16 protein-coding genes are annotated in these 16,236 nt (G+C 71.5%); 4 read left to right on the top strand and 12 right to left on the bottom strand.

Annotated elements, in window-relative coordinates; all coding sequences use genetic code 11:
* From Y09_RS12140 to Y09_RS12125, 5 genes are all read right to left on the bottom strand, one after another.
* A partial coding sequence (locus tag Y09_RS12140) for a transposase (RefSeq protein ID WP_082358813.1) occupies positions 1-327 on the bottom strand: 327 nt, incomplete at its 3' end.
* A 39-nt stretch (positions 328-366) separates the two neighbouring features.
* Positions 367-738 (bottom strand): TIR domain-containing protein, encoded by a 372-nt coding sequence (locus tag Y09_RS12135; protein WP_053917953.1) that lies wholly within the window; start codon positions 736-738, stop codon positions 367-369.
* 216 nt (positions 739-954) lie between these two features.
* Positions 955-1,464 (bottom strand): hypothetical protein, encoded by a 510-nt coding sequence (locus Y09_RS17265; RefSeq protein ID WP_148639642.1) that lies wholly within the window; start codon positions 1,462-1,464, stop codon positions 955-957.
* A gap of 37 nt (positions 1,465-1,501) precedes the next feature.
* A complete protein-coding gene (ychF, locus tag Y09_RS12130) occupies positions 1,502-2,587 on the bottom strand; it encodes a redox-regulated ATPase YchF (RefSeq protein WP_053917952.1) in 1,086 nt (361 codons plus the stop codon).
* Positions 2,588-2,793: 206 nt separating this feature from the next.
* Positions 2,794-3,444 (bottom strand): NAD(P)-dependent oxidoreductase, encoded by a 651-nt coding sequence (locus Y09_RS12125; RefSeq protein WP_053917951.1) that lies wholly within the window; start codon positions 3,442-3,444, stop codon positions 2,794-2,796.
* Positions 3,445-3,700: 256 nt separating this feature from the next.
* On the opposite strand from Y09_RS12125, the gene Y09_RS12120 reads away from it, so the two are divergent.
* Both Y09_RS12120 and Y09_RS12115 read left to right on the top strand, forming a co-directional pair.
* A complete protein-coding gene (locus Y09_RS12120) occupies positions 3,701-4,069 on the top strand; it encodes a helix-turn-helix domain-containing protein (protein WP_148639641.1) in 369 nt (122 codons plus the stop codon).
* Positions 4,070-4,127: 58 nt separating this feature from the next.
* A complete protein-coding gene (locus Y09_RS12115; protein ID WP_234695718.1) occupies positions 4,128-5,345 on the top strand; it encodes a DNA recombination protein RmuC in 1,218 nt (405 codons plus the stop codon).
* A gap of 112 nt (positions 5,346-5,457) precedes the next feature.
* On the opposite strand, the gene Y09_RS12110 is transcribed toward Y09_RS12115, so the two are convergent.
* A complete protein-coding gene (locus Y09_RS12110) occupies positions 5,458-6,234 on the bottom strand; it encodes a TetR/AcrR family transcriptional regulator (RefSeq protein ID WP_053917949.1) in 777 nt (258 codons plus the stop codon).
* Positions 6,235-6,416: 182 nt separating this feature from the next.
* Here Y09_RS12110 and Y09_RS12105 point away from each other — a divergent pair, with 182 nt between their 5' ends.
* Positions 6,417-7,310 (top strand): ABC transporter ATP-binding protein, encoded by an 894-nt coding sequence (locus tag Y09_RS12105; RefSeq protein WP_053917948.1) that lies wholly within the window; start codon positions 6,417-6,419, stop codon positions 7,308-7,310.
* Positions 7,311-7,366: 56 nt separating this feature from the next.
* Positions 7,367-8,203, top strand: coding sequence for an ABC transporter permease (locus Y09_RS12100; protein WP_082358810.1), 837 nt, complete (start codon positions 7,367-7,369; stop codon positions 8,201-8,203).
* A 23-nt stretch (positions 8,204-8,226) separates the two neighbouring features.
* Here Y09_RS12100 and Y09_RS12095 read toward each other — a convergent pair whose 3' ends face one another.
* From Y09_RS12095 to Y09_RS12070, 6 genes are all read right to left on the bottom strand, one after another.
* Positions 8,227-8,859 (bottom strand): histidine phosphatase family protein, encoded by a 633-nt coding sequence (locus tag Y09_RS12095; RefSeq protein WP_053917947.1) that lies wholly within the window; start codon positions 8,857-8,859, stop codon positions 8,227-8,229.
* Entirely contained in the window at positions 8,856-10,064 is a 1,209-nt protein-coding gene (locus Y09_RS12090; RefSeq protein ID WP_082358809.1) for an ABC transporter ATP-binding protein, read from the bottom strand. The genes Y09_RS12095 and Y09_RS12090 overlap by 4 nt, the downstream gene beginning before the upstream one ends.
* Positions 10,061-11,836 carry an iron ABC transporter permease gene (locus tag Y09_RS12085; protein WP_053917946.1) on the bottom strand — a complete coding sequence of 592 codons (1,776 nt, stop codon included), beginning with the start codon at positions 11,834-11,836 and terminating at the stop codon, positions 10,061-10,063. The genes Y09_RS12090 and Y09_RS12085 overlap by 4 nt, the downstream gene beginning before the upstream one ends.
* Before the next feature lie 37 nt (positions 11,837-11,873).
* A complete protein-coding gene (locus Y09_RS12080) occupies positions 11,874-13,064 on the bottom strand; it encodes an ABC transporter substrate-binding protein (protein WP_053917945.1) in 1,191 nt (396 codons plus the stop codon).
* Positions 13,065-13,257: 193 nt separating this feature from the next.
* Entirely contained in the window at positions 13,258-14,094 is an 837-nt protein-coding gene (locus tag Y09_RS12075; protein ID WP_053917944.1) for a MurR/RpiR family transcriptional regulator, read from the bottom strand.
* A 108-nt stretch (positions 14,095-14,202) separates the two neighbouring features.
* Entirely contained in the window at positions 14,203-16,227 is a 2,025-nt protein-coding gene (locus Y09_RS12070) for a VWA domain-containing protein (protein WP_053917943.1), read from the bottom strand.
* Positions 16,228-16,236 lie beyond the last annotated feature (9 nt).

Genomic DNA, 16,236 nt, shown 5'->3' with positions numbered 1-16,236 from the left:
GCCGCCATCTCCTACACCCTCATCTGTGAAGAGCCCCTTTCCCGGCAGGTTCGCCTGGGACAGGTAGGCAGCAGCGCGGCGGAGGACCTCGTTCTCCTGCTCCAGCAGCCGGATCTTCTTCCGAGCATCACGCAGTTCGGTCGACTCCTCCCGGGACGCACCGGGCCGGTTGCCGTCGTCGATGTCGGCTTGGCGGATCCACTTATGGAGCGTCATCTCGTGGACACCGAAGTCCTTCGCGATCTGCGCGAGAGTGACGCCGTCCTCGCGGGACCGGGCCACACGCACGACGTCCTCGCGGAACTCTCGGGGATAGGGAGCGGGCATGATGCACATCCTTCCAGGCCGCCCATCAGGCAAGCCAGATCAGATGTCACCTATCCGTGCGGCAGTCCCGGTCCACTCGTAGAGCTTGTCGCCCGGCTTCGCCGTGGACGGCCTCGTCATACCTTGGCTGTAACCGGCGAGCAGGAAGTAGGGAACGCCTTCCTCCTGCGCGATGGACAGCTCGACGGCGACCCCGGTGGCCGTGCCCATGTGCTTGCCGCACAGAACGATGACGAGGCCACTGGCCCTGATCTGCCGCCGGGCCCTCGCCCTCCAGTCGCTCGAGGGCTCCTTGAGCGACCAGTCATGGATGACAAAGGGCGAGTCGGGGTTCTTCGACTGGCCGACGAGCAGGTCCTTGAGCCTGGCGTCGTTGTCGTAGTCGAAGCTGATGAATGCGCGCTGTGCCATGGGTTCCTCCCGGCGTCGTTCGTCCGGGCGTTCCCGGTCCGCGACCATCATGTCAGTGGGTAGCGACACTGAGGCGCACAAATCCCTGGTAGGGAGCCTCACCTGATGACGCCGTCAGGCACTGACACACGAGCGCCAAGGGCACACCCGTTCAGCCCCATCCGTGCATCGCACTTCTTACACGAATCATGCCGTGTTAAGCACCGCGCCAATACCTCAATAAGACCTGTAGTTCTCGCGAACCCTTCCCGCCCAAGTTTTAATCACTACTTCAGACTGAGTTGCGAGATGTGGCTCCGATACCCCAATGGGAAGCTCTTGCACATATGCATCGCTCACACCGTTATCGAAGATTCCGCCAGTAATTCCCGGCTGACGGAATATCAATAGCGGGAGGCGAAGGGCAAACAAAATTCCGGCCTCCAGCTGGTTCCAAGGAGTCGGAATCGACACGTTGTTGAGCACCCGAGCTACAGGCGTACCCATCTTTGACTCAGCGCGCTCTGCGCGCATCTGTTCGAACCCAAGGACCACGCCTCCGGCGCAGTGCCTGGCAATCGAAAAGACTTCTTTCAATGGGACGTCGACGCCATAATCAGTTCGCCCTAAAGCTCGATGCTCAAGATTCTCGCGGCGAAGGAGTTCGACGATGTAGTCGTAGGACGCTTGTTGGTCGCTCGACAGGGCCGAGGGTGCCGACACAAAAACGGGAATTCGCGCAGTCATCGGGGCAGTCTAGCCCCTCTCCCGCAGAGCCTTTTCGCTACACATTAAACCTAAATTCTACCACGTCGCCGTCGCGCATGACGTACTCCTTGCCCTCCATGCGCACCCAGCCCTTGGCCTTGGCCTCGGCCATGGACCCGGCCTCCATCAGCTGGTCGAAGGAGACGATCTCGGCCTTGATGAAGCCGCGCTCGAAGTCGGTGTGGATGACGCCGGCGGCCTGCGGGGCGGTCGCGCCCTTGGGGATGGTCCAGGCGCGGGACTCCTTGGGACCGGCGGTGAGGTAGGTCTGCAGACCGAGCGTGTCGAAGCCGACGCGCGCGAGCTGGTCCAGGCCCGACTCCTCCTGGCCGGTGCTCTCGAGCATCTCGGCGGCCTCGTCGGCGTCGAGCTCGATGAGCTCCGACTCGAATTTGGCGTCGAGGAAGATCGCCTCGGCGGGGGCGACGAGATCGCGCAGCTGCTGCTGCATGGCGGTGTCGGCGAGGCCGTCCTCGTCGGTGTTGAAGACGTAGATGAAGGGCTTGGCGGTCATCAGCTGCAGCTCGCGCAGCTGGGCGACGTCGATGCCGGCGTCCTTCGCGCCCTGGTAGAGGGTCTTGCCGGTCTCGAGCAGGGCCTTGGCCTTGGTGACGTTCTCGAGCACGGCGGCGTCGATGAGGCCGCGCTTGGTGTCCTTCTCCAGGCGCTGCATCGAGTTCTCGATGGTCTGGAGGTCGGCGAGGATCAGCTCGGTGGTGATGGTCTCCATGTCGCCGGCGGCGTCGACGGAGCCCTCCACGCGGGTCACGTCGGGGTCGGAGAACGCACGGGTGACCTGGCAGATCGCCTCGGCCTCGCGGATGTTGGCGAGGAACTTGTTGCCGAGGCCCTCGCCCTCGCTCGCGCCCTTGACGATCCCGGCGATGTCCACGAAGGACACCGTCGCCGGCAGCAGCTTCTGGCTGCCGAAGATCTCGGCGAGCTGCGCCAGGCGCGGGTCGGGCAGCGGGACCACGCCGACGTTGGGGTCGATCGTCGCGAACGGATAGTTCGCCGCGAGGACCTCCGCGCGGGTCAGAGCGTTGAACAGGGTGGACTTGCCGACATTGGGCAGCCCGACGATTCCGATAGTAAGAGCCACGGGAGATGAGTCTACGAGGCACGGGCGCTCCGGCAACGCCCTCGGACAGTGAGATCGCGGACCCTGCCTCGCACAGGGCCGCTCCCGGCCGTCGCGACGCCCGAGCTGCCGTCATGGTCCACCGGCGAGCAATCGGCCGACAGCCGCCGCCGGACGGCCTCGGGGGCCCGCCGGCGCGCGGCCGACGGGACCCCGGAGAGTCGCCCTCAGTACGCGACGGTGAAGCGGGTGCGGCGGTGGGCCGGGGTCTCGATCTCGTCGACCAGTGCGACGGCGAGGTCCTGGCCGGAGAGATTCGAGTCGCCGTTCTCGTCGCTCAGCAGCACGTCGCCGCCGACGCGATAGGCGCCGGTGCGCTCCCCCGGGGCGAAGGAGCCGAAGCCGCCGGCGGGGCTGACGAAGAACCAGTCCAGCCCCTCCTCGGCGCCGCGGAGGTCCTGCAGGACGGCGTCGAGCACGCGCGGCTCCTCGGCGAACTCCTTGGGGAACTCGGGGGTGTCCACGAGCTTCGGGCCGCCCTCGGCGACCAGCAGCGAGCCGGCCCCGCCGATCACGCCGAGCCGCACGCCCTTCTCGCGGGCGAGACGGGCGACGGACGCGATCAGGGCGCGGAAGGCCTCGAGGTCGGCCATGTCGCCGCGGGGCGAGAGAGCGGAGACGACGACGTCGGCGCCGTCGAGTGCCTCGGCGAGGAAGGACTCCTCTCGCACGTCGCCGGCGCGATGGGTGACCCCGGCGGGGACCTGCTCGGGGGCGGTGCGGCTGAGCGCGAGGACGTCGTGGCCGCGGTCTGCGGCCTCCTGCGCGAGGTGGCCTCCTGCGTAGCCGGTGCCGCCGAGGATGACGATGCGAGCCATGTGCTCTCCTTCCGCGCCCGCTGCGGAGCGCTGCTGCGAGGCACCGTCGAGGGTGCCGTCTCGATGAGGGATCCACTGTGAAGCGTGGACCTGCATGCTCACTGTAGGTAACCTTCTCTCTGCGGGGAAGTAGGCACTTCGCGGTAACCCCTCGCCGCCGTCGGCCCTCTCCCGTGAGGAGTCCCGGCCCGCCGGGCCGTCGGCCTTTCACCCACAGCCCGTCCGCCGCCGTTCTTGCACTCGAGGAGACCGCCAGATGTCCGCCCTGCGCCCGTACGACCCCTTCTCCCGCGACTGCCCCTCGCGCCGCCTGCTGGACCGGATCGGCGACCGCTGGACGGTGCTGCTGATCACCACGCTCGAGGACGGCCCACGCCGCTTCTCCGAACTGCTGCGCACGGTCGACGGCATCTCCCAGAAGATGCTCACCCAGACCCTGCGCTCCCTCGAGGCCGACGGGCTCGTGCTGCGCACCGTCCACCCAGAAATCCCGCCGCGCGTCGAGTACGAGCTGACGGAGCTGGGGCGCTCGCTGCTCGAGCCTCTCGCTGCACTGATCAGCTGGGCGACCGACCACATGGGCGAGGTGCAGACCTCCCGGGATGCCGTTTCCGCAACCGCCTGACCGCGCGCCGGGCGCCCGGGTCCGCTCATCTGTCCCACCCCCGTGATGTGCTGATCCCATGAGCGGAACCACCATGCTCCTGCTGGGTCTCGTCCTCGGCGCGCTGCTCGGCGCCGCCGTGACGTTCCTCCTGCTGCGCGAGCGCATGCGCGCCGCGCACACACAGCGCAGCGCGGGCGAGGACTCGGCCGATCGCCTGCTGCGCCTGGCCGACGAGCGCCACGAGCGGGACGTCGCCCGGCGCGACGCCGCCGAGGAGGAGCGCGAGGCCGAGCTGCAGCGCACCCTCGCGCCGCTGACCGCGACCCTCGCCCAGCTCGAGCGGAACCTGGCCCGCTCCGAGGCGGCACGCGCCGAGGCCGAAGGGGCGCTGCGCAATCACCTCGGCGAGCTGGGGCGGCGGGCCCAGTCCCTCGAACAGGGCACCACCGCGCTCACCGCCGCGCTGCGCGCCCCGACCTCGCGCGGCCGCTGGGGCGAGGTGCAGCTGCGCAGCATCGTCGAGGCCGCTGGCATGCTCGAGCACGTGGACTTCTCCGAGCAGCTCGGAGGCACCCGGGCCGACGGGGAGAAGGGGCAGCGCCCCGACCTCGTCGTCCACCTCTCCGGCGAGCGCACCCTGGTCGTGGACGCGAAGGCGCCGATGGACGCCTATCTCGACGCGGTCGAGGAGCAGGACCCGAAGCGCGCCCGCGCCCGGCGCACCGCGCATGCCCGGGCGCTGCGCCATCACGTGGACCAGATCGCCGGCAAGGCCTACTGGAAGGCGCTCGGAGACACCCCGGAGTTCACGGTGCTGTTCGTGCCGAGCGACGGGGTGCTCGCCGCCGCGCTCGAGTCCGCGCCGGACTTGCTCGAGCACGGCTTCGCGAAGGACGTCGTGATCGCCTCCCCCGCCACGCTCATGGCGCTGCTGCGCACCGTCGCGCACACCTGGCGCACCGACTCGCTGAACCGCGACGCCCGCGAGGTGCTCGAGGCGGGCCGCGAGCTCCACCACCGGCTCGGGACGTTCACCTCCCACCTGGGGAAGGTGGGGCGGTCGCTGGACTCCTCCGTCGCCGCGTTCAACGAGGCCGTCGGCTCGCTGCAGTCGAGGGTGATGGTGACCGCGCGGAAGTTCGAGGACCTGGGCCTCGCCGGCACCGCGGTCGAGGACGTCGAGCAGCTCACGCGCCGTGCCCGCACCCTCGAGGAGGACGAGATCGCGCAGCTCGCGAGCCCGCGCGGAGACCGGACCGACCAGACGGAGGAGCGACGCCGCTCCGCCGGCTGAGACCCGAGTCCGCGCGTCGAACGGCCGACGCGCGACCGCCCGCGTCGGTCCTTCCGCCCTCCTGGCGCCGCCCGCCTTCGCGTCGCCCAGGCACCATCGACCCTCGCGCCGATCAGTCGCCGCGCCGGGTCTCGCGACGCTCGAGACCGTCGATGATCAGCGACAGGCCGAGGCCGAACTCGTCGTCGACCCCGAGCGTCCCGCCGTCGATCACGGGGACGTCCTCGCCCGGCTCCTCACCGCCCACCCAGGCGTCCGTCGCGAACAGACCGGCGATGTGCGGGAACCGCTCGGGGGTGATGACCTCGCCGAGCAGGGCAGAGCCCGCCGAGGTCGTAGCGAGCAGCCCCTCCTCGGCGAGATCGCCCTCAAGCTCCACCATCGAGGCCGCGAGCTGGGAGACCACCAGGATCGTGCCCACCTTCGCCTCCATGTCGAGGTCGAGGTCACCGAGGACCCCGAGGCCCAGGTCGGCCGCACGCATCGAGTTGGGCATCAGCACGGAGGACTGTCCGCGCGGGATGCCCAGCACCCAGGGGTGAGCGCGGTACGCCTCGCGCACGAGCTCGGCCCAGGCCCGCAGCCCCTCGCGCCACCCCTCGGGCAGCCGCGCCTCCTCAGGCAGCTTCAGCGCCGCGTCCTGCATGAGCAGCAGCAGCTCATCCTTGCTGGAGACGTAGCGGTACAGCGACATGGTGGTGAAGCCGAGCGACTTCGCGATCGCCTGCATCGTCACCGCGCCCAGCCCCTCGGCATCCGCGATCTCGATGCCGGCGCCGACGATCCGCTCGTGGCTCAGTCCGCGGCTGGGTCCGCGCTGCGGCGCCTCCTCCATCCCCCACGCGATCATCACCGCGCGCGGCAGTCCCGTCTCGCTCTTCTCGGCCATGGCCCCAGTGTTCCACCGACGGGCACGACGCCGCAGCGCACACCTGGATGCGCGCTGCCGGTCGCACCTCCGGCACCGACGCGACGCAGAACTATCTATGCAATACACGGTGTATGACATACGCTGTCTGCGTCATACACAGTTCGGTGGGATCCCTTCCCGCCCCTCCCCAGGAGCCGGCAATGATCGCACCCCCTCCCCTGCTCGAGATCCGCGACCTGCGGAAGTCCTACGGCCCGCGCCCCGTCCTCGACGGTCTCGACCTCGTCCTCCCGCCGGGCGTCCACGCCCTGCTCGGCCCCAACGGCGCCGGCAAGACCACCCTCATCAAGATCCTCTCCACCCTGCTCCCGCACGACGGCGGCAGCGTGCGCGTCATGGGCCTGGACCCTGTGCGCGATCGCCGCCGCCTGCAGGGACTGCTCTCCCTGACCGGACAGTTCGCCGCGGTCGACGGCGCCCTCACCAGCGCCGAGAACCTCGAGATGATCGGACGGCTGTTCGGCCTGCCCGGCGCGGAGGCGCGGTCCCGCACCACCGAGCTGCTCGAGCGCTTCGACCTGGCGCGCGCCCGCTCGACCCGGGCCTCGGCCCTCTCCGGCGGGATGCGGCGCAAGCTCGACATCGCCGCAGGGCTTCTGTCCCGCCCCCGTCTGGTGGTCCTCGACGAGCCCACGACGGGGCTGGACACCCGCAGCCGTCAGGTGCTTTGGGAGGAGATCCGCGGCCTCGCCGCCGAGGGCACCTCCGTGCTGCTGACCACGCAGTACCTCGAGGAGGCCGACGCCCTCGCCGAGCAGATCCATGTGCTGGACCGCGGCCGCATCGTCGCCGGCGGCACCGCCGAGGAGCTCAAGGCGCTCGTCGGCAGGGCCGTGATCCGCGTCCTCGACCAGGACGGCACCCTGCTCGAGGAGCTCGCGACCACCGGCACCACGCAGGACCTCGCCGCGCGCCTGGGCGAGGCCGCCCACCGCCACCCCGCGGCGACGGCGACCATCCACCGCCCCACCCTCGACGACGTCTTCCTCCATCTCACCGAGACCGGACCGTCGGCCGCTCCCGTCCGAGTCTGACCTCTCCTGCCCTGCACCCGAGCGATCCGTCCACGCCGCCACCCCAGGAGGCCCTCATGTCCGTCCTCGCCCCGGCCCGCCCCGTCCCGCATCCCGCCGACCCGGCCGAACCCCGCTCGGCCGGCTTCCTCACCGGGCTGCTCGTGCTGTCCCGCCGCAGCCTTCTCCATTCCTTCCGCGACCCCGAGTCGGTGCTGATGGCCGTGCTGCTGCCGGTGATGATGATGCTGATCTTCGTCTACGTGCTCGGCGGCACCATGAGCGTCGGCGACAACGCCCCCTCGCACCGCGAGTACCTGGCCTACGTGCTCCCGGCGATCGCGCTGACCGCAGCCGGCTTCGGCGCGTCCTACACCGCGGTGGTGATCAGCAACGACATGACCACGGGCCTGATCGACCGACTGCGCACCATGCCCTTCCCGGCGGTGACCGTGCTGCTGGGCCACACCGTCGCCTCGATGGCGCGGAACCTGGTGGCGACGGTGGTCGTGGTGCTGGTGGCTCTGGCCGTCGGCTTCCGCACCGACGCGCCGGCCGTGTCCCTGCTCGGGGCCTTCGGGCTCATCGCCCTGTGGATCCTGGTGATCACGGTGGTGTTCGCGACGCTGGGCCTCCTCGTAGGCTCCGCCGAGGCGGCGAGCGGCTACGGCTTCATCCTGCTCTTCCTGCCCTACCTCTCCAGCGGGTTCGCGCCGGTGGGGTCGATGCCGGGATGGCTGCGCGTGTTCGCCGAGCACCAGCCGATGACGCCGCTGATCGACGCCTCGCGCGCGCTGATGCACGGCCGGCCGCCGGGCGGCGACGTCGCGGTCTCCGTGCTCTGGTGCGCAGGACTCATCGCGCTCGCCCTCGTCGTCGCGGCCTACGTGCTCCCCCGCCGGACGTCCCGCTGAGCGATCCGAGACGGCGGCCGGGGTCAGTCGGAGGGCTCGGAGTCACGCGCCGACGGGGCGTGATTGAACAGGCGCAGCCTGCACGCCCCCGGAGTGGTGAGCTCCGAGCCCTCGTCGACCTCGAGCACGCACAGGCTCGCAGGATGCGCGGGGACCGTGCGCTCGGGGTCGAGGCCGACGGTGCGCTGCAGGAGCGCACGCACAGGGCCGCCATGGGTCACGATCAGCACGCTGCGCTCTCCTGCGCCTGCGGCCTCGGCGACGGCCTGCGCGACCGCGTCGAGGACTCTCGTGGTCAGCTCCTCGAAGGACTCCCCTCCCGGGGGCCGCAGCCGTCCGGCCCGCCAGTCCCGGTAGGCCACCGGGTCCGCATCGGCCAGGGCGGATGAGCTCTCGCCCTCCCACCGGCCCAGGTGCGCCTCGTCCAGGCGGGCGTCGGCACGGCCGGTCGCGACGCCGAGCGCCTCGGCGGTCTCCCGGGTGCGCCGCAGCGCCGAGGTCACGACCAGGCGGGGACGGTACGGGAGCAGCGAGGGCGCGAGCGTGCGTGCGTCGGCGCGCCCGGTCTCCGACAGTGCGATGTCGCGTCGGCCCTGGAGCCGGCCCTGGCCGTTCCACTCCGTCTCCCCGTGGCGCACCAGCAGCACGCGGATCATCGGGAGCCTCCCTGCACCAGCGCCCGGCTCCCGAGCGCGGATCGCTCGCGCGGGGCATCGACGGGTTCGTCCGGGACGGGCAGGACCTCATCCATCCGCCGTCCCTCCACGTCGAAGCAGGCCGCCGGCTGCGGGGGCAGCGCGATCCACACCTCGTCACCGGGCCGATGGTCGGTCGGGGCGTCCTGCGTGATGCTCAGCCTGCGCCCGACCGTCGGCTCGACGCCGAGCACCCATCGCTCCGCCATCGGCACCTGGTCCACGAAGACGGCGGGCAGGCGTCCGGGGCCCGGTCCGTCCGTCAGGACCGGTCCGGAGGGCCGGTACATGAGCTGCACCGCGCCCTCCGGCAGGGAGGGTCCCGCCGCTCCGACGTCGACGCCCCGGATGCGCAGTCGCCTCGCGCGCACCTCGCCGTCGAGGATCGCGGCCGGCGGGGTGCCGACGAAGGTCGCGGTGAAGGCGGTGGCCGGCTCCGCCAGCAGCTCCGCAGGGGTCCCGAACTGCTCGATCCGTCCCTCGCGCATGAGCGCGACGTGCGTCGCCATGGCCATCGCCTCGACCTGGTCGTGGGTGACGTAGACGCTGGTCGCCCCCGTTGCACGGTGGATCCGCATCAGCTCCGCCCGCGTGCCGACGCGCAGCGTCGCATCGAGGTTGGACAGGGGCTCGTCGAAGAGCATCACCCCGGGTCGGGAAGCGATGGTCCGGGCGATCGCGACCCGCTGCTGCTGTCCGCCGCTGATCTCCCCCGGATATCTCTCGGCGAGATCCTCGATGCCGAGCAGCTCGAGCACCTCGGCGACCCGTCGGCGCCGCTGGTCCCGGGGCCAGCCGGCGACGCGGAGCGGCCAGTCGATGTTCCCGCCGACGGTCTTGTGGGGCCACAGGGCGTAGGACTGGAACACCATGCCCGCGCCGCGCTGGGCGGGATCGACCTGCACGCTGCCGTCTCCGCGCGCCACCGGCCTGTCCCCGAAGCGGATCTCGCCGCCGGAGGGATCCTCCAGTCCCGCGAGCATCCGCAGGGTCGTCGTCTTCCCGCATCCGGAGGGTCCGAGCAGGACCAGGAAGGCGCCGGCGGGCACGTCGAGCGAGATGCCGTCGACTGCGGCGGGACCGTCGGCGGCTCCGTAGCTCTTGCGCAGGTCGGTCAGGGAGATCGGCAGGCCGGTGCCGGGCCGGTGCGGCGAGGGGGAGATCATGCGGACTCGTTCCATGGTCGGGCAGCGCCTTCGGCGCGGCGGGCGAGGAGCGTCGCACCCACCGAGATCACGGCGATGACCACCGTGACGGCGTTGGCGAGCTGGGTGAAGTTCTCGGAGGAGTACTGGTAGGTGAGCACGGCGAGCACCGGCATCGCCGGGGTGGCCAGGAGCACCACGAGCGACAGGTCGCGCACCATCTGCACGAACACGAGCACCCCTCCGGTGAGCAGGCCCCGTGCAGTCAGCGGCGCGATGATCGCCCGCAGGCGCAGGCCGAGCCCGGCCCCTGCCATCCGCGCGGACTCCTCCACGTCGCGGGAGACCTGCGAGAGGGCCGCCGTCGAGGAGCGCACCGCGAACGGCAGGGTGGCGGCGATCCCGGCGATCACCAGCAGCGCGAAGGTGCCGTACAGGCTGGGCAGCGGCCCGATGGGCGCCCCGAACTGGGCGATGAAGGCCGCGCCGAGGGCGATGCCGGGGATCAGGAACGGGAGATAGGACAGCAGCGCCATGGCGCCGAGCACCGGCCTCGGACCGCCCGAGCGGGTGATCACGTACGAGATCAGCAGTCCCAGCAGTCCTGCGCCGAGGGCGACGCACACCCCGAGCGCCACCGTGTTCCAGGTCGCCTGGAGGATCTGCGGGTTCGACAGGATGCCGCGCTGGCCCTGTGCGAGGGACGGGTCGGAGCCGCCGATCCAGAAGTGGAGCGTGAACCCGGAGGAGAAGTCGTTCGTGCGCCGGGTCAGCGAGCTCGCCAGCAGCACCAGTCCCGGGATGATCGTGGTCAGGAGCACGAGTCCCCAGGCCAGTGTCGCCACGGGCAGCGCCCACGCGCCCAGCCGCACGGTGCGACGGCGACCGCCCTTGCCGGTGATCGTCTCGAACCGCCGCCGGCCGCCGGTGGCGCGCGAGGCGACGAGCATGATCATCGCCGAGACGACGATCAGCACGATCGCGAGCACGTAGCCGCGGGAGACGTCGCCGGTGGAGATCGCCCCGTACAGCCTGGTCGACAGGGTGTGGAAGCGCACGGGCAGCCCCAGGAGAGCGGGGCTGACGAAGTTCGAGACGCCCTCGGCGAAGGCCAGCAGCGCTCCCGAGAGCACCGCCGGGGCCACCACCGGAAGGGCGATGTCGCGGGCCACCGCGAAGCGCGAGGCCCCGGTCATCTCGGCCGCCTCCGTGAGATCGCCGCCCACCGCGGCGAGCGCGGCGGCGATCAGCATGAACGAGAGCGAGAAGTAGTGCGCCGTCAGGGTGAGGGCGACGGGCACCGGGCCCCAGGCGATCCAGTCCGGGACCGGGATCCCGAGTCCCGCGAGGATGCCCGTGGTCCCGCCCAGAAGGTCGTTGCGGAAGACGGTGTCCCAGGTCAGCGCGAGGGCGAAGCTCGGCAGCGCGAAGGGGATCGTGGCCAGCACCGCGATCGCCCCGCGTCCGGGGATCCTGGTCATCACGACCACCCAGGCGAGGAACCCTCCCAGCAGCGTGGAGAGCACCGCGGTCGCCGCGCCCATCAGCAGGGAGTTGCGCAGCGGCCGCCACAGGAGGTTCTCCGACATCCGGCTGGCGAACACATCGCCCCAGGCCGTCCGCTCGCCCTCGGCGAGGGTGGTGGCGACGAGGCCGCTCAGCGGGGCCGCGACGAGCACCAGCAGCACCAGCAGCGTGCCCGCGGCGAGAAGCACGACGGGACGACGGACCGTCCCGGCGAGGCGTGCGGCACGTCGGGACCAGGGACGAGTGTTCTCGGCGAGAGCGGTCATGCTCGGCCTTCCTCCGCGAGAGCGGTGCGTCGATCGCTCAGCCGAAGGTGAGCAGCAGGTCGGCGACCTGACCGCGGACCTCCGCGGTGGCGGCCGGGTCGATCGTCCAGGCGCCGAGCTCGTCCAGCGGAGCGGCGTCGGCCGGGACCGTCACATCGGTGCGCACGGGATAGTCCCCGGGCACGTGGAAGGGTGCATAGGCCGGACCGCCGGTCTCGGAGTCGTCGCCCATCATGAAGTCGATGACCAGGCGCGCGGCAGCCGGGTGCGCCCCGCCGCTGACCAGTCCGAGATAGGCGGGGAAGGTGATCCCGACGGCGGGGGCGGTGTCGAGGGAGGCCTGGAGCGCCCAGCCCTCCTCCTCGTTGTCCCGACGGTCCGAGTAGGACGTGAAGCCGACGGGCGGCGCGTCCTTCCCGGTGGCGCCGACGGCGGCGTTGACGTTGTCGGTGTCGTCGACGAGAACGAGACCGTTGGCGTAGAGGTCCTTGAGGAACTGCTCGCCGGCGTCCCGCACGTCGTCGTCGAGCTCGACCGGCCTGCCGAAGTGCGCCTCGTGCGCCTCCGCCATCGCGTCGGCCTGCAGCACGATCTCCGTCATCAGGTCCAGGTAGTCGCCGCGCACGGAGGGGTCCACGGAGATCACCCGACCGTTCCACTCCCCCTCGGTGAGCTGCCACAGGTTCGCGATCGGGCTGCCCTCCGGATAGGACTCCTCGTTGTACATGAGGATCTTCGTCGAGAGACGGTTGGCAAGCAGCGGCTCCTGGAACTCCTCGGGCACCACGTCGGCGACGCGCTCGGGGACGTGGGCGGTGAGGATCCCCGTCTCGAGCAGCTCGGTGAGCACGACGGGCGCGTCGGAGATGTAGGCGACGTCGGCCGAGGGCGCCCCGGCCTCCGCCTCGGAGCGCAGCCGTGCGATCTGCTCGGTCGCGGAGATGTCATGGCCGATCATGTCGATGCCGGGGTAGGCCTTCTCGAACTCCTCCTCGACCTGGGCGATCCGGGAGGTGAAGGCGTAGACCGTCACCTCCCCCTCCTCCCTCGCGCGGGCCACGAGCTCCTCGTGGGAGAGCGCGTCGAGCTCGGCGGCGAGCTCATCGGCGCCGGCAGCCTCGGCGTCGGCGGGCGCGGTCGGGGCTCCTCCTCCGCAGGCGCTCAGGCCGAGCAGCACGGGGAGGGACGCGGCGGCGGTGATCTGGAACTGGCGGCGGGTGGTGCGCATGGCGAGGTGCTCCTGAGGTGTGGGGCGGCAGACCGGGATCGGGCAGGGCGGGCCAGGGGCGTGCAGGGGGCGGGCAGGGCGGACCGCACCGCGAGCGCCCGGAACGGCAGCGGGGCGCAGCGGTGGGAGTCGTCGGCGGGAGGCGTCGGAGGCGGGGTGACTGCGGTGAGGGTGTCGGACGAGTCGGCGGTCGTCAGTCGAAGACGGGCAGCAGATCGTCGAGCCGGTCGAGGGCGGGGAGGGTGAGACGCGGATGTCGCTGGGCGAGGGCGAGGACGATCGCATTGGAGATCGCCATCGGGACGGTGAGCGAGGCGAAGCCGTCGAGGTCGCCGCGGGGAGCGGCGAGGACGGTGGTCGGGGCCGGGTCGAGGGTGTGCAGCGAGTCGGTGACCAGCACGGAGCGAGCGCCGACGGCGCCGACGTGGCGCAGCAGGGGGCCGAGGTCGCGCGGGGCGCGGCGGAAGGCGAACGCGAGCACGAGGTCGTCCTCGCGGAGCGGGAGGATGCGCTCGGCGAGGTCGCGGCCGCTGCCGGCGAGGTTCACCGACGTGATGCCGAAGCGACGCAGCCGTCTGTCCATGAGCTCTGCCAGCACGCTCGCATTCCCGCGCCCGAACACGAAGATCCGCCGTGCCCCGGCGATCTCGTCCGCGACCTCGGCGAGGAGGTCGTCGTCGAGGTGGCGCACGAGCATGTCCAGCGCCCGCACCTCGCTGTCCACGAGGGCGCTGAGCGGGCCCTGGGAGCCACGCTCCCGCTGCTCGGAGCGGAACCGGTCGGCCGAGCCGGTGAGGCGTCGGTTGTGCTCGGCGCGCAGCTCCTCGCGCAGCTGGAGGTAGCCGTCGTAGCCCAGGCGCTGCGCCAGTCGGGTCGCCGCGGCGGGATGCGCCCCGGCGCGGCGGGCGAGATCCTCGCCGCGCCAGAGCGGCGCCTCGACAGGGTTCTCGAGCAGCTCGTGCAGGAGGGTGCGGTCGCCCCGGGTGAGGAGCGGGGACTTCTCGTGGACGCGCTCGGCGAAGGTGGGCATGCCCTCACCCTAGGGGCAATTTTCCTTGCAGGATGGATCCTGCGCGCAATTTTCATTGCTGTTCATGCGGTGCTCACCTCGATGCCCCGCACCACGCGGACGCGCGCCTCAGCGGCCCCGGCGCACCAGCACCACGGCGCCGATCACGATCGCGGCCAGCAGCACACCGCCGCCGAGTCCTCCGAGCACGGCCCACACCACCGGCGGCACGGCGAATCCGCTGCGCTCGTCCTCGGTCGGCGGGTCCTCGAGCTCGGGCGCGCCGCCCGCGTCGGAGGCTCCCCCGCTGTCGGAGGCTCCCCCGCCGTCCGAGGCCCGGGGAGCCGAGCCGGGGTCCGCGGCGAAGCGGTCCTCGACCGCGCCCTGCCCGCTCAGCTCCGGCCCCTCGGCGGGCTCGCCCACCGCATCGAGATCGAGCACGTAGGGCACCTCGAACAGACGCTGCGCCGAGTAGTCGGAGGGGACCACGGCGAGCTGCAGGTAGTAGTCCCCGGCGAGGAAGGAGGTGCGGGCCTCGGTGCCGCCGTCCTCGCGGTTGCGGAACTGGATCGGGGAGCCCTGGTTCACCTGCAGAGTGGTCTTCGGCGCGGCCTTCGTCGAGACCCCGGTCGCCTCGCCCGAGGCCGACGGCGGCACCACGAGGTACACGTCGTCCCTCAGCGGCGAGTACAGCCGGGCCTGCAGCGTCAGCCCCATCCCGCCCGGCACCTCGAACTCGCCGAGCGCGATCGCCGCGCGGACCTGCTGGCCGTACTGAGCCGGGATGCGGAAGAACTGCACCTCGCCGGGGATGATCGTGCCGCGCATCGGCCCGTCGAGGTCCTCCACGGCGGAGGCGAAGGAGAACGCGGGCTGGATCTGCTCACCGTCGGTAGGAACGGCGAGCGGCTCCTGCGGGCGCACGTACTTCGCGGCGGGAGGCAGGCCGTCCAGCGCCACCTTCTCCTCCGCGAAGAACTGCAGCTCGACCGGCACCGCCTCCTCGAGCGCCGGGTCTCCGGTGCGCTCGACCTCGAGGATCACCGTGCCGTCGGCGTCCTGCCCGAAGCAGGTGAGGTTCGCGGTCTCCCCCAGGCGCGGGGTCGCGACGGCCGCGGTGATCGGCCCCTGGCCCAGGTCGGCCTCCGCGCGGGCCTGGACCTCGCCGATGCGGCAGTCGACCCCGTCGGCCGAGCTGGTGGCCAGGCGCAGCTGCGCGAGGCTGCTGGCGTCCCCGCCCCCGCCGGGCAGCACCATCGTCGCGGTGAGATGCGCGATCTCGCCCTCGGCGAGCTGCAGGCGGTAGAAGCGGGAGAAGCCCTCGCCGTCGTCGATCGCGGCGCTGCCGTGCTCGAGCACGTCGAGGAAGGAGCCAGGTGCGAGGTCCACGGCGGTCTCGGGGCTGGTCCCTCCGGTGATCGGCTGGCCCTGGGTGGCGTAGCCCTGGATCGCGCGGGTCATCTTCACCAGCAGCTCGTCGCGCAGGGTCTCGGCGTCGGTGGCGTCGGCGAAGGTGCCGCCGGTCGCCTCGGCGATGCAGGCCAGCTCGTCGCGGGCGTCCTGCTCGGCCTTGAAGCCGATCGTGTGGATACGCATCTCGGGGTGCTTCTGCGCGAGGTCGGCGGCGACCTCGCAGGGCGGCGGGCCGCCGCACTCGTCGATCCCGTCGGAGACCAGCACGATCGAGCGCATCTCCGCCTCCGGCAGCTCGGCCGCGGCCTTCGTCAGGGACAGGCCGATCGGGGTGTACCCGGAGGGCTGCACGCCCTCGATCGCGCCGAGCAGCGCCTGGCGGTCCAGCCCGTCGGGCTTCACCAGGGTCTTCACGTCCTGGCAGCCGGCCTCCTGCCTCGCGGCGGTCGCAGGATCGGAGTTGCCGTAGGTCATCAGACCCACGCTCGCGTCCTCGGGCAGCATCGGCACGAGGGTGCTGAGCGCCTCCTTGGCCACGTCCATGCGGCTGCGCCCGCCGACGTCGTCGGCCCGCATCGAGCCCGAGCCGTCCACCACCAGCATCGACGGTGCTGTCCGGCCGGTGTTGTAGCCCTCGGCGCGGGCCTGCGGCAGACCGGCCGGGGCCAGCACGACGAGGGAGACGAGCAGGGTCGCCAGGAGCGCGAGGGACAGCGGGCGGGCGGCCGTGCGTGGGATCACCGGACCATC

Source organism: Brachybacterium sp. SW0106-09, assembly GCF_001293905.1.
In the GTDB taxonomy this organism is placed as follows: domain Bacteria; phylum Actinomycetota; class Actinomycetes; order Actinomycetales; family Dermabacteraceae; genus Brachybacterium; species Brachybacterium conglomeratum.
Note: the sequence above shows the minus strand (reverse complement) of the source record. Positions and strands in the feature narration are given on the sequence as shown.

Coding starts and splice junctions, on each gene's coding strand:
- Y09_RS12135 (WP_053917953.1), bottom strand. CDS start 738: ATGGCACAGCGCGCATTCATCAGCTTCGACTACGACAACGACGCCAGG.
- Y09_RS17265 (WP_148639642.1), bottom strand. CDS start 1,464: ATGACTGCGCGAATTCCCGTTTTTGTGTCGGCACCCTCGGCCCTGTCG.
- Y09_RS12125 (WP_053917951.1), bottom strand. CDS start 3,444: ATGGCTCGCATCGTCATCCTCGGCGGCACCGGCTACGCAGGAGGCCAC.
- Y09_RS12120 (WP_148639641.1), top strand. CDS start 3,701: ATGTCCGCCCTGCGCCCGTACGACCCCTTCTCCCGCGACTGCCCCTCG.
- Y09_RS12115 (WP_234695718.1), top strand. CDS start 4,128: ATGAGCGGAACCACCATGCTCCTGCTGGGTCTCGTCCTCGGCGCGCTG.
- Y09_RS12110 (WP_053917949.1), bottom strand. CDS start 6,234: ATGGCCGAGAAGAGCGAGACGGGACTGCCGCGCGCGGTGATGATCGCG.
- Y09_RS12105 (WP_053917948.1), top strand. CDS start 6,417: ATGATCGCACCCCCTCCCCTGCTCGAGATCCGCGACCTGCGGAAGTCC.
- Y09_RS12100 (WP_082358810.1), top strand. CDS start 7,367: ATGTCCGTCCTCGCCCCGGCCCGCCCCGTCCCGCATCCCGCCGACCCG.
- Y09_RS12095 (WP_053917947.1), bottom strand. CDS start 8,859: ATGATCCGCGTGCTGCTGGTGCGCCACGGGGAGACGGAGTGGAACGGC.
- Y09_RS12090 (WP_082358809.1), bottom strand. CDS start 10,064: ATGATCTCCCCCTCGCCGCACCGGCCCGGCACCGGCCTGCCGATCTCC.
- Y09_RS12085 (WP_053917946.1), bottom strand. CDS start 11,836: ATGACCGCTCTCGCCGAGAACACTCGTCCCTGGTCCCGACGTGCCGCA.
- Y09_RS12080 (WP_053917945.1), bottom strand. CDS start 13,064: ATGCGCACCACCCGCCGCCAGTTCCAGATCACCGCCGCCGCGTCCCTC.
- Y09_RS12075 (WP_053917944.1), bottom strand. CDS start 14,094: ATGCCCACCTTCGCCGAGCGCGTCCACGAGAAGTCCCCGCTCCTCACC.